Consider the following 14,790-nt stretch of genomic DNA (forward strand, 5'->3'; position numbering starts at 1 on the left):
GTGAGGAGCGTTCCGCATGGCCTCGTTGCTCTACCGCCTGGGCAGACTGGCATTCCGGCGGCGCTGGTACGTGGCGCTGCTCTGGATCCTGGTGCTGGTGGGCCTCGGCGCGGCGTCCGCGCAGGCACCCGAGGCCCCGAACACCGCCTTCTCCGCCCCCGGCATCGAGGCGCAGCGCGCCTTCGACCTGATGGACAAGAGGTTCCCCGGCGCCCAGGCGAACGGCGCGACCGCACGCGTCGTCTTCGTGGCGCCCAAGGGCGAGAAGGTCACGTCGCAGGAGAACAGGGCGGCGATCGACAAGGCCGTCACCCGGGCGGCGGCCGGACAGCAGGTCGCCTCGGCGGTGGGCCCCTTCCAGGCGGGAGCCGTCAGCAAGGACGGCTCGACGGCGTACGCGACGGTCACCTACACGGTCACCCCCGAGGACCTCACGGACGCCGCGAAGGACACCCTCAGGAACGCCGCGAAGGGCGCGAGGGACGCGGGCTTGACCGTCGAGACCGGCGGCACGGCGCTCGCGGACTCCCCGAGCCCGGGCGGCGTCGGCGAGGTCATCGGCATCGTCGTAGCCGCCGTCGTCCTGCTCGTCACCTTCGGCTCGCTGGCCGCCGCCGGTCTCCCGCTGCTCACGGCGGTGCTCGGCGTCGGGATCAGCGCGACCGCGATCACCACCCTGGCCAGCCCCTTCGGCCTCACCTCGACGAGCAGCACGCTCGCCACGATGCTGGGCCTGGCCTGCGGCATCGACTACGCCCTGTTCGTCCTGTCCCGCTACCGCGAGGAACGCGCCAACGGCCACACCGAACAGGACGCGGCCGGACTCGCCGTCGGCACCGCCGGTTCCGCCGTCGTCTTCGCGGGCCTCACCGTCGTCATCGCCCTGGCCGGCCTGTCCGTCGTCGGCATCCCGATGCTCACCAAGATGGGCCTGTGCGCGGCGGGCGCGGTCGTCCTCGCCGTCCTCGTCTGCCTGACGATGACCCCGGCGCTGATCGGGTTCTGGCCGCGCGCCGTGCTCTCGCGGCGCTACCGGCTCACCGGGCGGCGCGTGCAGGGCGTGTTCGGCAACCGGGGCAGCCGGTGGGCGGAGTTCGTGCAGCGCCACCCCTTCCCGGTCCGGTTCACCGCGATGGTCAGCCTGATCGTGCTGGCGATCCCCGTGCTGAGCCTCCAGCTCGGGATGCCCGGCGACGAGGTCAAGTCGACCGCGACCAGCGAACGCCGCGCCTACGACGACCTCGCCAGGGGCTTCGGCCCCGGCTTCAACGGCCCGCTGACGATCGTCGTCGACGCGAAGAAGGCGAGCGACGCGAAGACCGCCGTCACGACGATCGAGAACCGGGTCAAGGCGACGAAGGGTGTCGTCTCGGTCACCGAGCCGCGCTTCAACAAGGCCGGTGACACCGCCGTCTTCTCCGCCGTCTCCGCCTGGTCGCCGACCGACAAGAAGACCGAGGACCTCGTCCACACCATCCGCGACCACCGCTCGCAGGCGGTCGCCGGGACCGGCGCGACCTTCGAGGTCACCGGCTCGACCGCGCTCAACATCGACGTCGCGCAGAAGGTCCAGCGCGCCCTGATCCCGTACCTGGTCGTCGTGGTCGGGCTCGCGGTCCTCCTGCTGCTGATGGTCTTCCGGTCGATCTTCATCCCGCTGAAGGCGGCGGTGGGCTTCCTGCTCTCGGTGCTCGCCGCGCTCGGCTGCGTCGTCGCCGTCTTCCAGTGGGGCTGGGGCGCCTCGCTCCTCGGCGTCGAGTCCACCGGCCCGATCATGAGCATGACGCCGATCTTCCTTGTCGGCATCGTCTTCGGCCTGGCCATGGACTACGAGGTGTTCCTCGTCTCCCGCATCCGCGAGGCGTACGTCCACGGCCAGGGCGCCGGCGAGTCCATCACGACCGGGTTCCGCTACAGCGCCCGGGTCGTGGCCGCCGCCGCGCTCATCATGATCTCGGTGTTCGCCGGGTTCATCACCGCCGACGAGTCCATGATCAAGATGATCGGCTTCGGGCTGGCCGTCGCCGTCCTCTTCGACGCGTTCGTGGTCCGCATGGCCTTCGTCCCCGGCGTCCTCGCCCTCCTCGGCGACAGGGTCGCCTGGCTGCCGAAGTGGCTCGACCGCCTCCTCCCGCACCTCGACGTGGAGGGCGAGGCCCTCAGCCGCGCCCACCCGGCGCCGACGCCGCAGGCGGGGACAGGACAACCCGACTGACGGTCGGCGCGACCCGTACGGCCGACGCTCCCGTCCAGCGCAGGAGCGTCGTCCCCCACGTCACCCCGCCGCCGAACGCGATGATGACGACCAAGTCACCGATGTGCAGCCGCCCTTCGGACGCCGCCTTCGCCAGCGCGTAAGGGATGTTCGCCGCGCCGATGTTGCCCACCTCGTGCCCCACGACGACGAGTTGACGATCCGTCACCCCCATGTCGCGGGCCGCCTGTTGGAGCAGGACCGGGTTCGGCTGGTGGGTGACGACGAGGGCGACGTCGTCCAGGGTGACCCGGCCCTGGCCCAGCGCGTGCGCGAGCATGCGGGGGAACACGTCGAGGATGAAGTCGCGAACTCCCTTGCCGTTCATGGTGATGTACTGGGATTCCAGGGGCGCGGGAAGCCGGCTGCCGCCCGCCGCGATCATCGCGTGGTCCGCGTACCGGCCGTCCGAGCCGAGCGTGAACGCGCCGAAACCCTGGCCCTCGGCGACTGGGCCGAGGAGCGTCGCCGCCGCGCCGTCCCCGAACAGGGAGGCGGTGGCGCGGTCGGTGGGGTCGACGAACTTGGAGTACGCCTCCACGCCGACGACCGCCGCGTACCTGGCCGAGCTGTCGCAGGTGAGCCAGTCGCGGGCCACCCGGGCTCCGAACAGCCAGCCCGAACAGGCCGCCGTGACGTCCAGCGCGACCGCGTGCCGGGCGCCGGTGAGGGCCTGCACCCGGCAGGCCGTCGCGGGGCCCAGCTCGTCCGGCGTGGAGGTCGCGACGACGATCACATCGAGCTGCTCGGCCTCCAGGTCGGCCGCTGCGAGGGCCGACTTGAGGGCCGCCGCGCCCAGGTCCGACGCGGCCTCGTCCGGGGCGGCGGCGTGCCGGGCGAGCACGCCCGTTCTGCCGGCGATCCACTCCGCCGAGACTCCGGCCAGCTCGGCGACCTCGGCGTTCGTGCGGCGCCGGGCGGGGAGGTAGGAGCCGGTGCCGATGATGCCTATGGGGGCGTTCATCATTCAGCCTTCCGAAGAGGGGGCTTGCCGAACGGGAGCAGGGCCTCGCGGACAGGCCCCTTGCGAACGGTGCCGGGGAGTCGGTGGGGCGACCCGCCCGGCGCCGCCCCCTCGTTCTCGCACAGCACCCCGACGGCGGGCGAGGCACACGCGAAGCAGTACGGCTCACTTCACCTGCTCCACGCGCCGAGGGCGCACCGACGGGGGCGCCCGCAGAGGCCGAGGTCGCAGGGGCGTCCGCGCGCGCCGCAATGCCGACCGTGCGTCCTTTACATGCGGCGAGCAGGTGGTTTGACTTGGGGACGATCTCTTCTTCCCCCACCTCCTCTTCTTCCCCCACCTCTCTCCTGCCCGTCGGGCGGTCCCAGGCGTTCCCGGCGGACGCGTCACCCGCGTACGACTGCTGCGTCTCACCATGCCGACCACGAAAGGCAGTTGACGTTGAGCACCCTCATGCTCGTCCCGCCCGAGGACCAGGTGGCCGACTATCTCAGCGACCGGGTCGACACCGACGCCGGGCAGCCGGTGCGCCGGCGGCGGCTCACGGACGTGCGGGAGGCGTTCGTGGCCGCCGCGCTCCCGCCCGGCAGCCCGGTCCTCATCGCCGTCCCCGACCCGCACACCCAGCTCACCGCGTTCCTCGCCGCCCACTACGCGGGCCTCGTGCCCGTCCTGCTGCCCCGCGCCTGCCCCGAGCACCGGCGCCGCATCATCGCCGACGCGCTCGGCGCCGCCGCGCTCGCCACGACCACCCCCGACCTCGTCGTACGCCGCATCGCCACCGCCCACCCCCACGCCTACGAACCCGGCCAGGCGATCGTCATGACCTCCGCGACCTCCGGGACGGCCGGCGGCTGTCTGCACCGGGTCGCCGCGCTGTTCGACAACGCGCGCCGGCACGCGGACGCGATCGGGCTGCGCGGCACCGACACCGTCTGGCTCAACCTGCCGATGCACTACTCCTTCGCACTGGTCGCGCAGGCCCTCGCCGGGATCGCGACCGGTGCGCGGCTCGTGCTCAGCGGGCCCCCGTTCGCGCCCGGCGCCTACCGCGAGGGCCTGCGCAGGCACGGCGTGACCGTGTCCTCGCTGTCCCCGTCCCTGGTCCGCTCGTTCCTCGACGACACCTACGAACTCCCTTCCTCCTTACGTGTGTTGACCGTCGGCGGCGACTCCCTGGAGGCCACCCACGTCAAGGAACTCCTGGCCCGGCACCGGGGCGGCGAGCTGTACCTCACGTACGGCCTCACCGAGGCGGGCCCGCGCGTCTCCACTCTCGCCGCGCACCGCGCACCCCCCGAGCGCTACACCTCCGTCGGCCTCCCCCTGCCCGGCGTCGAGGTCGCCGTGCGCGGCGAGGGCGTCAGGGGCGAACTCCTGGTCACGACGCCGAGCGCGATGGTCCGACGCGTGGGCCACGGGGCCGCCGGGCGGCGGGGGCTGGTCGCGGCCGACACGGTCGCCACGGGGGACGTCTTCCGGGTCGACGAGAGCGGACACCTGTTCTTCTGCGGACGCATCGCCGACTTCGTCGTCATCAACGGGGACCGCGTATCCCTGCGCTGGGTACGGGAGTTGGTGGGCGCGCTGCCGGGGGTGCTGCACGTGCGGACCGAGATCGTGCAGACCGACACCGGCCGTGGGGGGATCGGACGGCAGCGGTACCGGCTGCACGTCACCGCGCGCGAGGCCAGCCAGACGATCCGGGATCAGGTGACGCGGCGGCTGAAGGAGGTGCTGCTCAGGGTGGAGTTCCCGTGCGACGTGGTGGTGCGGGAGCCTCGGGCCAACGAGTTCGCGAAGTGATCCCAGAGGGCGGTGGCGTAGTCGGGGGCGCCGAGCGGGGGACCTTCGGTGGGCTGGGTGTCGAACTCGTCGATCAGCGCGGGTAGTTGAGGCATCAGCTCCTCGCAGAGCCGGTCGATCGCCTTCGGGAGCGCGCGTACGTCGTCCGGGCCGAGAACGCCGGTCGCGACGAGGCGGCCCGCCGTGCGGTCGGCCTGGAGGAGGCCGTACAGGACGGCGAGGGGGTGACCGGTGAGCGCGCGTGCCAGCAGCGAAGCCGCCGCCGCCTCGCCGAGGTCCTTGAGGCGGGGGAGGTCGCCGGGTGCGGCGTCGGCCGCGAGCCGGAGTTCCTGCGCGCGGGCCACACTCGGCCACCACCCCGGGTCGGTCAACTCCGTTGGAATCACCGGCTCTTCACGACCCCCGCCGAGCCCGGCCCGCCCCGTGTCCACGAAGATCAGCGCGTTGTCCCCGCCCGCCACGGTGAACGCCTGCGCGGCCCCGAGATACCCCTCCAACAGGTTGACGTCGAGGAACCCGGCGAGTCCGCAGTGCCGCCGGCACACCTCGACGACCCGTACGGCCTCCTCCGTCGCCCCGGCCTTCAGCAGCGCGAGCGACGCGTCCACGGCGACCCACGGCGAGAGCGCGGCCTCCGGCGCGGCGGAGCCCGACGCCTTCCGCCGCCACGCCGTCAGCGCCGCGTCCGCCGCGCACGACAGCGCGTACGCCCCCGACAACGCCCCCAACAGGGCCCGCTGATGCGTGAGATGGTCCAGCAGCGCCGCCCCCGACGGCGTCGTACGGCGCTCCGCGAACCGGAGTGCGGTGACCGCCGCCCGCCGGGACATCGCGGCCATCGCGGAGGGCACCGTCGCCCACAGCGCCTGCCCGACGGACATGGTCCGCCGCAGCCGCGCGCCGGGTGAGCCCACCGGGTCGGTGAACCGTCCGTCCGGGTCGATCCACGCCCCGTCGGACAGCCAACGCCCGTACGGCACCCGGCAGTTCCGGAACCGGATCAGCCCGTACGCCAGCGGCAGCGCGCTCGCCGTCAGCGGCCCCGAGATCTCCACGCCCGGCGCCGCCCGCTCGCCGTCGGTGAGGTCGACGAGGAACGCGAACGTCCCCCGGTCCACCCCCTCGACGAGGGCCCGCGCGATGACGGCCCCGTACGTCGGTGGCCCGTCGGGCGTGACGCTGGAGAACTTGAGGGCGTCCGCGTCCGGGGTGTCCAGCACGAACTCCCGTGTCGTGACGTCGAATTCGGCGGTCGTCCGGGCCCCGAGGTGACTGCCGGCGCGGCCCACCTCCGTCACCAGGAACACGCCCTTGGCCACGCCCCCCTCCAGCGCAGCCCGGTACGGCTTGAGGCAGGCGTCGTCCATGCCGAAGCTGACGACCGCGTTGAGGCAGAGGACGTAGTGGTTGACCAACGCCATGTACAGCGCGGGCTGTCGGACCGCCGCCTCGGCCTGGACCTCGGCCAACCGGTCGATGTCGCCCAGGAGTTGCCCGGCATCGCCCAGAACCGCCGCGCGCCGCAACAGAGCTGATGCCACGTCATGTTCACCGGCCATGCGGCACCCCCGTGACCCACGCGAACCCGTCCACCGTCGCCACGTCCTCCTCCGCGAACAACTCCCGCGCGCTGCGGGTGAGCGCGCTCCCCGTACCGGCCTCCAGCAGCATCGCCGGACCGCCGTCCACCGACTGCCGCAGCACCCCCGGCAGCCGGGCGGGCCGCGTCAGGCCGTACGACAGGACCTCGCGCACGTCGTCGTCCGGGCGGTACGCCCTGCCCAACAGGGACGAGTAGACGGGGAGTTGAGCCATCTCGACCCGGACGTCCCGGATGGCGTCGACGAACTGCCGGGCGTCGTCCTCCAGTTCGGGATGGTGGCACAGGAACGGCAGCCGGAGCCGGACGGCCGGCAGGGCGAGGCCGAGGAGGAGTTGCTCGGCGAGGCCGACCGCGTCCGAGGGGCCGGTGAGGATGACGCGGCGGTCGTCGTTGACGCAGGCCAGCGTCAGACCGGGGAGGTCGAGGGCGGCCAGGAGGCGGTGCGCCTCGGCCTCCAGGTCGCCGTCCGTCACCGGGGGTTCGACCAGGAGCATGCCGCCGGGGTGACCGGTCAGGGCGCGGGCCACCAGGCAGGCGACGCGCGTGCCGTCCGCGATGTCCAGGATGCCCGCCGCGACGCAGGCCGCGATGTCGCCGAAGCTCATCCCGACGACCCGGTCCGGCGCGAGACCCGAACGGCACAGCGCCCTGTGTACGGCGACCGAGCACGCGAACAGCGCGTACTGCGGCGTCCCCACCGGGCCGTCCGCCAGTTCCCGCGAACTCCTCAACTCCCCGCTCAGCAGCCGGGAGACGACCGGCGCGACCCCGAACTCCCCGGCCACCGGGTCGCCTTCGGCGGCGACCTCCTCCAGCGCCTCCTCCACGACGTCCTGCGCGTCCAGCGCTCTGAGCAGCGGCGCCAGCGTGAAATCCCCCTGCCCGGCGAAGGCGTGGACCACCATCCGATCGCTCACCACGGCGACTCCCAACTCGGCCGACTGTGTCACTGAGAGACCTCAGCACAGCGCCGCCCGGCGGTGGCAGAGCGCGCGGCGGCACAGGGGAGCGACGAGGGCGCGCACGCCGGACTTCACGAAGGTCGCAGCGCGTGCGCCCCGCTCACACAGACCCGTTCACACCGGCCCTGTTCACACCGGCCCGAGGAACCGGATGTGCGGCCGTCCGTCCGGCGCCTCGTCGGTGACCGCCGCGCGCACCCCGTACACGTCCGCCACGAGCGACTCCGTCAGGACCTCGCGAGGGGTGCCGGTCGCGATGACGCGGCCCTGTTTGAGGACGGCGAGGCGGTCGCAGTACATCGCCGCGAGGTTGAGGTCGTGCAGGGCGACGATTGTCGTGACCTTCAGCTCCGTGATCAGGGACATCAGGGCCAACTGGTGCTGGATGTCCAGGTGGTTGGTGGGTTCGTCGAGGAGGAGTTCGCGAGGTTCCTGCGCGAGCGCGCGGGCGATGTGCACCCGCTGGCGCTCGCCTCCCGACAGGGAGTGCCACGGCCGGTCCGCCTTGTCGGTGAGGCCGGTGCGCTCCAGCGCCGTACGGACCGCGTCCTCGTCGCCCGGCGCGGCCGGGGTCCACGCGCGGCGGTGCGGGATCCGGCCGAGCCGTACGACGTCCACGACCGTCAACGCGACCTGCGTGTCCGCCTGTTGCTCGACGACGGCGACCCGGCGGGCGACCTGCCGGCGGCCCACCTCGGCGAGGGCGCGGCCGTCCAGGGTGACCGTGCCGGTGTCGGGGGTGAGGACGCCCGCGAGGATGCGCAGGAGCGTGGACTTGCCGGAGCCGTTCGGGCCGAGGAGACCGGTGACCCGGCCGGGGCGGGGGGTGAGGGTGACGCCGTCGAGGATGAGGGTGCCGGAGGCCGTACGGGTCACGCGGTCGGCGCGCAGGCCGTCGTAAGTCGCCTTGTCCGTCGCCGAGTTGCTCATCGCGCGCCCTTCGTCCGGTACAGCACCGCCACGAACGCCGGGACCCCGATCAGGGACGTCACGACCCCCACCGGGACCTCCTGCGGGGCCAGCACCGTGCGGGCCAGCGTGTCCACCCAGACCAGGAACACCGCGCCCGCCAGCGCCGTCGCCGGGAGGAGGCGGGTGTGGCCGGGGCCGGTGAGCGCGCGGGTCGCGTGCGGGAGGACCAGGCCGACGAAGCCGATCGCACCCGCCGAGCTGACCAGCGCCGCCGTCAGCAGGGCCGTCGTACAGAGCAGGATCAGGCGGGTACGGGCCACCGAGACGCCCAGCGACATCGCCGCGTCCTGGCCGAACGCGAACGCGTCCAGCGTGCGGGCCTGGCCGACGCAGATCAGCAGCGCCGCCGCGAGGATCGCCGTACCGACGGCGACGTCCGTCCAGTCCGCGCCGCTCAGCGAGCCCAGCAGCCAGAACAGGATGCCCCGTGTGGTCTCCGCGTCCGCCGCCGTCATCACGATGAACGACGTCAGCGCCGAGAAGAGCTGCATCGCCGCGACCCCCGCGAGGACCACCCGGTCCGTCGTACCGCCCAGCGTGTGGCTCAGCAGCAGGACCAGGCCGAACGACAGCACCGCGCCGATGAACGCGCCGCCCGACACCGAGATCAGGCCGCCGCCCGCGCCGAGGACGACGATGACGACCGCGCCCGTCGACGCGCCCGAGGAGACGCCGAGGACGAAGGGGTCCGCGAGCGGGTTGCGCAGCAGCGACTGCATCACCGCGCCGCACACCGCGAGCCCGGCGCCGCACACCGCCGCGAGGAGCGTGCGCGGGAGGCGCAGGTTCCACACGATGCCGTCCCGCAGAGGGCTCAACTCCGTGTGGCCCCAGCCGAGATGGGACGCGACCGACGCCCACACGTCCGCGACCGCGATGTCCGCCGGGCCGATCGTGATCGCCAGCGCGACCGACGCGGCCAGCAGCGCCAGGCCGCCCGCGCCCAGCAGGAGACCCCGGGTCACTTGTCGAGGCCGTACGTCCGCAGCGCCGCCGCGGCCTTCTCGATGCCCTCGACCGTACGGATCGTGGGGTTCATGGCCTGGCCCGACAGCAGGACGTAGCGCTTCTCCTTCACCGCCGTCATGTTCTTCGTCGCCGGGTTCGACTCCAGGAACTCGATCTTCTTCGCGGCCGTCTCCGCCGTCTGCTGCTTGCGGGTGAGGTCGCCGATCACCAGGACCGCCGGGTCGCGGTCCGCCACCGTCTCCCAACTCACCTGCGGCCATTCGTCCTTGGTGTCGTCGAAGACGTTCTTCGCGCCCAGCGCGCGGGTGATGACGCCGGGGGCTCCGCAGCAGCCCGCGAGGTAGGGGGACTGGGAGTTCGCGAACCAGTAGAGCAGGGTGACGTCTTGGGCCTTCAGGCCCGAAGTCGCCGTCCGTACACGTGCCTTGAGGTCCGCGACCAGCTTCTCGCCGCGCTCCTCGACGCCGAAGATCCTTGCCAGGTCCAGGACTTCGCCGTAGACCGTGTCGATCGACAGCGGCTGCGTGCGGGCGCCGTCGCCGTCCCTGTCGTTGTCCTTGCCGACGCAGTCCGAGGGGGACAGGTACGTCGGTACGCCCAGCTTCTCGAACTGGTCCCTCGGGGCCACGCCACCCTTGCCGAGCGTCGACGCGAACGAGGCCGCCACGAAGTCCGGTTCCGCGTCGAGGACCGTCTCCAGTGCAGGGGCGTTGTCCGCGAGGCGCTCGACCTTCGCGTTCTCCTTCTCCAGGCCCTTGGACACCGGGTCCGTCCAGGTCGCCGTGCCGGCCATGCGGTCCGCGAGGCCGAGGGAGAGCATGATCTCCGTGGTGCCCTGGTTGAGGGAGACCGCGCGCTTCGGCGGGCTGTCGACGGTGACCTTCCGGCCGCAGTTGGTGAGGGTGACGGCGTCGGCTGTCGAGGCTTTCTCGTCGGAGGGGGAGGTTCCGCACCCGGCGATGAGAACAGTGGACACGAGAGCCAGTACGGCGGGACGTGCGAGTCGCACAGAGCTTCCTTCGGCGTCGAGGGCTCGTACGCGAAGCCCGGTCGTACGGTCGCACCCCCGACCGCGTCTCCGGCCGGAGGCCGCCAGCAGGTCTTCGGACTCGGGATCGTCCAGCCGGGACGCCTTCCCGGACGAACCGTCCAGTGGCCTTGCTGCCCCGCCCGTCACCCTCACCGCTGCGCGTCAGCTCCGGAGTTCCACCGGATTCCCTGACCTTGTGCGTTCACGTGGACGCACGTGGGTTCGACTGGCCTTGGGAAGTTATCACGCTGGGCTCAGTCCCACTCCCTCGCCAGCATCGCGTACACGTACTCGCTGCCCCAGCTCTCCCCGTTGAGGTCGTTCTCGATCAAGTGGGCCTCGCGGCGCATGCCGAGGCGTTCGGCGATGCGTGCGGAACCGGTGTTGAGGGTGTCCATGCGGGCGTACAGACGGTGGGTGCGCAACTCGTCGAAGGCCAGGCCGGCTCCCGCGCGGGCCGCCTCCGTGGCGTAACCCCGGCCGCTGTGCACGGGGTTGAAGACCCAGCCGATCTCGGTCTGCCGGGCACGCGCACTCGCCAGCTTGAGCACGATCTCCCCCACGACCCCGGGTTCGCCCCGCCGGCACACCGCCAGGACCAGACTGTCGCCGTCCTCGCTCCAGGACGACCCCTTGGCACGGCGGGCGAGGCTCTCGACGCACTGCTCCCGGCTGAGCGGAGGCCGGTACAGATAACGCGCGACCTCGGGCAGCCCTTGGTACGCGTACAGGTCGTCGAGGTCGTCCGGGGTGAAGAGGCGGAGGTGGAGGCGGTCGGTGGTGAGGGTGGTCATCGGAGGAACGTAACTCCTGGGGAGTGACCGGCGCTTCTGGTTTTCCTCAGGCGCCGGTGAGGGCGGTTTGGAGCTCCGGCCCGGTCATCTCGATGATGATCGCTCCCACCGTGACTCCGTACTCGCCGACGAAGAACTCGGCCTCGCTGCCGTCCTCCGCGCGCACCCAGTACTCGTCATCCGAGGGCTCCACCACCGCGTACGGCCCAAGCACATCCCGTACGACAGCCGGATCAGGCGGAACGGGTATGTCCCCGCCCTCGGCGAACCGATAGATCGACGGACTCCAGCTCACGCATCCCCCTAGGCCGGCATCCTCCGCCGCCACCGCAACTCCCCCTCGTGCCACTCCCCGGTGGCCACGAGCCCCGCCCCCGCCGCGACGGCCGCGGACGCGGCGTGTTCGGGATGGACATGCGCGACGACCGTACGCACCGACACCCCACCGAGCCACCCCACCAGCCCCCGAGCCGCCTCACCCGCGATCCCCCGTCCCTGCCACGGCGTCCCCACGACCCACGCGACCTCGGCGAGAAGTCCTTCGGCGGAGTTCGTGACCGTTGCCTGAACCGTTCCCGCCAGACACCCTTCCTCCCGGAGCCGGATCACCCAGTTCAGCCAGGAGACGTCCGGCTCGGGAGAGCCCGTGACCAACCGCCGGTACCGCGCCCGCAGTTCGTCCACCGTCTGCGGCGCCCCGCCGATGAACGCGTGCAACGCCGGATCGGCCAGCACCTCCGCCATCTCCTCGGCGTACTCGACCCGCAGCGGCAGCAGGTCCAGCCGCGCGGTGCGGATCGGCTCCGCCGAAATCCCGTTCACCCGTCCCGTCTCCTGTCCTATCGTCGGACCCTGATCGTAGGGGGACGCACACCATGGATCTGGGTACGGCCATCGCCGCGTACGACACGGAAGCCGTCGGGAAACTGCTGGACGAGGGGGCCGATCCGCGCCTCGTGCTCGCGGACGGCACCAGCCCGTTGTCGGGGGCCGTCGACAGTGGTTCCCCGGCGCTGGTTCTGGCCCTGCTGCGCGAGGAGAACCTCCCCGAACCCGAACGCACCCGCCTCCTCACCCTGGCCAGGCACTGGTACGAGACCGGCGCGGAGGAGGAACTCCGGCGCAGGACAGGGGAGTCGGGGGCGGCCGAGTCGGTGCGGGTGCTGGACGACGAGTACGACTGGGTCGAGGAGATCCGCCTCGGTGAGCACGTCGTACGCGCGGGGCACGGCGCGGTGCTGACGCTGCTGGAGTGGGCCTTCCTGATACCGACCCCGGTGGACGAACTGGTCGCACGCGCCGTGGCGGTCGCGGACGAGGACCACGTGGACTGGACGGCGGTGAACTGGCACCTGCGTAACCGCCCCGACCTGGAGACCTGGTCCGCTCTCGCGGCTCACCACCGCCACCCGGACCCGGTCCACCGCCGGTTCGTGGCCTACCACTTGTGGTCGCGCGGGATCAGTGACTCAGGCCCTGTGCCGGAGACCCTCGCTCTGCTGACCGCCTGGGCGGCGGAGGAGACGGATCACGGGATACTCGCCGAGGTGGTGAGGGCCTTCGGCGAGTACACGGACCCCAACCACGGCCTGATGGCGCTGAGTTACGCCGACCACCCCGACGTCCGCGTACGCCGAGCGGTCCCCGACGTCCTCGCCGACTACGGAGGCGCTGGTCCTTCCTGACATCGCCATGCACGGCACGGCGGCTGAACAGCTCGGCTCTCTGAAGGACACCTCCCCTGCCGTCATCGCCGCCCTGTGGACCCTGCTCGGCGACGACGACGTCAACGTCCGGTTGGAGGCCGCCTACGGACTCCTGCGGCACGGCGACCCCGTATCCCCGAGGCGATCGAACGCGTCGGACCGCTCGGCGAGGATTTCGACATCGACCACCGCCGGAGCGCCCTGTGGGATTGGGAGTGGGAGCGCCGCTGAGCTAACCGGCGTCCTCGTACGACGCGTCCACCGTCTGCTCCTCGCCCAGCCACGTCGTCAACGCCCACCACCAGTGCAGCGTTTCCGTGTGGCCGCCCGGTCCGCTGCCCAGGGAGCTTCCCGTGATCTGCTGGAGGCGGGCCAGGCGGTAGCGGATCGTGTTGGGGTGGGTGAAGAGTGCGGCGGCGGTCTGGTCGAGGCGGCGGCCCAGATCCAGGAACGTCAGCGCGGTCAGGGCGAGTTGGCGGTGGAAGTCGTCGGTGGGGTCGAGGGCGCCCAGGAGGCGGGTCGTCACATAGGCGCCCAGCAGGGGTTGTTCGGAGAGGGCCAACTCCGCTGCCAGGTCGGTGAGTTCGTGGAGGCCGGGTCGGCTCTGCTGGCGGAGCAGGTCAACTGCCCTGACGCACAAGCGGTACAGCTCGGGGAGGTCTGCCAGAGGGGCGGCCGGGGATACGACGACCAAGGCGCCGGGTTCGAGCTGGTCCGGAGTCGGGGGGAGGGGGGAGAGGGCGGCAAGTCGGCCGTCCAGGAGGGCTGTTGCCGCGGGGACACCGGGGAGGGCGGTGTGGTCCGCGGCCAGGCAGTGGTAGAGGCCGTCGGCGCCGGGTCGTATACCGGCACGGGTCAGTTCGGAGAGCGGGGGGAGCGCGCCGCCCAGCAACACCTGGCGCAGGAGGCGTGTACGGGCGGCGCCGGTTCCGCGCGGAGTCTCGCGTTCGGCTGCGCGGTAGCCGTTGATGACCTGGCGTTCCACCGCGTCGCCGTACTCCTTCAGGCGTAGTACGACGTGGAGTTGGGCCCGGTCCGGGATGCCGGCCGAGCGGCAGCGGTCGACGGTGATCTCGGCCGCGCGCGTGAGGGCCGCCTGGACGCCGCGCAGGACGACGGTCATCGGGACACCCTGGGCGGCACGGTCGGCGCCGAGCAACAGGGCGGCGGTGAAGTCCTGTTCATCGAGGGAGTCGGGGAAATCGAAGGAACCGAGGGGGCCGGGTGAGCTGAAGGGGTCGGGGGAGTCGAAGGGCGCGGGGGAGCCTGAGGAGCCGGGCGAGCCAGGGGAGTTGGGGGCGCCGGATGCCGTGAGCGGGTCCGGGTGTTCCAGCGCCGCGAACCACGCCCCCGCCGCCCGCAGCATCGCCGTCGCGTGCGAGCGGGTCTCCTCCTCGGTGAGGCGCGCCAGTTCGGGGGAGCGTCTGCGGGCCGCCGTGACGAGTTCACGGCATACGTCCGTGTCGTCGGCCATGCCGCGCAGGATCCCGGCGACCGGTTCGGGTCCGTGGCGGACGCTCATGGGCCCCCTTCGCTCGTTCGGACGCTGTGTCCGGGCCACAACGAAGGGGAGTTCCTGTTGCCGCCCGGCCACTACCGGATCAGGGTGACGACTTGATTTCCTGTGGGCTACTGAAGGTAACAGGGGTGGGTCGGGCCGCAACACCCTCACTGCGGCACCCCAGCCGCACCCGCCGTACCCCGCAGCACCCCTCCCCGTCCCCGCACGT

General features: G+C 72.2%; 13 protein-coding genes and 1 riboswitch. Of the genes, 3 read left to right on the top strand and 10 right to left on the bottom strand.

Annotated elements, in window-relative coordinates; all coding sequences use genetic code 11:
• Nucleotides 1–16 precede the first annotated feature (16 nt).
• Nucleotides 17–2,215 carry an MMPL family transporter gene (locus J8M50_RS20345; protein WP_010358478.1) on the top strand — a complete coding sequence of 733 codons (2,199 nt, stop codon included), beginning with the start codon at nt 17–19 and terminating at the stop codon, nt 2,213–2,215.
• Here the strand turns inward: J8M50_RS20345 and J8M50_RS20350 are convergent.
• A complete protein-coding gene (locus tag J8M50_RS20350) occupies nt 2,160–3,221 on the bottom strand; it encodes a 3-oxoacyl-ACP synthase III family protein (protein ID WP_010358477.1) in 1,062 nt (353 codons plus the stop codon). The two genes, J8M50_RS20345 and J8M50_RS20350, sit on opposite strands and share 56 nt — an antisense overlap.
• A gap of 432 nt (nt 3,222–3,653) precedes the next feature.
• Between J8M50_RS20350 and amcH the strand changes: the two genes are divergently transcribed.
• Nucleotides 3,654–5,024: an adenylate-forming 2-oxoglutaryl-ACP ligase AmcH gene (gene amcH, locus J8M50_RS20355; RefSeq protein WP_010358476.1), complete on the top strand. Its 1,371-nt coding sequence runs from the start codon at nt 3,654–3,656 to the stop codon at nt 5,022–5,024.
• Here the strand turns inward: amcH and J8M50_RS20360 are convergent.
• The 8 genes from J8M50_RS20360 to J8M50_RS20395 form a co-directional block, all read right to left on the bottom strand.
• Nucleotides 4,928–6,583, bottom strand: a complete 1,656-nt coding sequence (locus J8M50_RS20360; RefSeq protein ID WP_029184433.1) for an acyl-CoA dehydrogenase family protein — start codon at nt 6,581–6,583, stop codon at nt 4,928–4,930. The genes amcH and J8M50_RS20360 overlap by 97 nt on opposite strands.
• Nucleotides 6,573–7,577, bottom strand: coding sequence for an ACP S-malonyltransferase (locus J8M50_RS20365; protein ID WP_141655642.1), 1,005 nt, complete (start codon nt 7,575–7,577; stop codon nt 6,573–6,575). The genes J8M50_RS20360 and J8M50_RS20365 overlap by 11 nt, the downstream gene beginning before the upstream one ends.
• A 141-nt stretch (nt 7,578–7,718) precedes the next feature.
• The gene (locus tag J8M50_RS20370; RefSeq protein WP_010358472.1) at nt 7,719–8,519 is read right to left on the bottom strand and encodes an ABC transporter ATP-binding protein; all 801 of its coding nucleotides are present in this window, start codon (nt 8,517–8,519) and stop codon (nt 7,719–7,721) included.
• On the bottom strand, nt 8,516–9,526 hold the full coding sequence (locus tag J8M50_RS20375; RefSeq protein ID WP_010358471.1) for a FecCD family ABC transporter permease: 1,011 nt from the start codon (nt 9,524–9,526) through the stop codon (nt 8,516–8,518). The genes J8M50_RS20370 and J8M50_RS20375 overlap by 4 nt, the downstream gene beginning before the upstream one ends.
• Nucleotides 9,523–10,539, bottom strand: a complete 1,017-nt coding sequence (locus tag J8M50_RS20380) for an ABC transporter substrate-binding protein (protein ID WP_010358468.1) — start codon at nt 10,537–10,539, stop codon at nt 9,523–9,525. Before J8M50_RS20380 ends, J8M50_RS20375 begins: the two co-directional genes overlap by 4 nt.
• A 68-nt stretch (nt 10,540–10,607) precedes the next feature.
• Nucleotides 10,608–10,806: riboswitch (cobalamin riboswitch) on the bottom strand.
• 8 nt (nt 10,807–10,814) lie between these two features.
• Nucleotides 10,815–11,354, bottom strand: a complete 540-nt coding sequence (locus tag J8M50_RS20385; RefSeq protein ID WP_010358466.1) for a GNAT family N-acetyltransferase — start codon at nt 11,352–11,354, stop codon at nt 10,815–10,817.
• Between the two features lie 46 nt (nt 11,355–11,400).
• On the bottom strand, nt 11,401–11,649 hold the full coding sequence (locus tag J8M50_RS20390) for a hypothetical protein (protein WP_141655641.1): 249 nt from the start codon (nt 11,647–11,649) through the stop codon (nt 11,401–11,403).
• Nucleotides 11,650–11,657: 8 nt separating this feature from the next.
• Nucleotides 11,658–12,176: a GNAT family N-acetyltransferase gene (locus J8M50_RS20395; protein ID WP_010358465.1), complete on the bottom strand. Its 519-nt coding sequence runs from the start codon at nt 12,174–12,176 to the stop codon at nt 11,658–11,660.
• Between the two features lie 53 nt (nt 12,177–12,229).
• On the opposite strand from J8M50_RS20395, the gene J8M50_RS20400 reads away from it, so the two are divergent.
• Nucleotides 12,230–13,039: a hypothetical protein gene (locus J8M50_RS20400; RefSeq protein ID WP_010358464.1), complete on the top strand. Its 810-nt coding sequence runs from the start codon at nt 12,230–12,232 to the stop codon at nt 13,037–13,039.
• A 253-nt stretch (nt 13,040–13,292) separates the two neighbouring features.
• On the opposite strand, the gene J8M50_RS20405 is transcribed toward J8M50_RS20400, so the two are convergent.
• Complete coding sequence (locus J8M50_RS20405; RefSeq protein ID WP_075661883.1) at nt 13,293–14,582, bottom strand: helix-turn-helix domain-containing protein; 1,290 nt, start codon at nt 14,580–14,582, stop codon at nt 13,293–13,295.
• Between the last annotated feature and the right edge of the window lie 208 nt (nt 14,583–14,790).

Origin of the sequence: Streptomyces acidiscabies (assembly GCF_020010905.1) — a bacterium.
Taxonomy (GTDB): domain Bacteria; phylum Actinomycetota; class Actinomycetes; order Streptomycetales; family Streptomycetaceae; genus Streptomyces; species Streptomyces acidiscabies.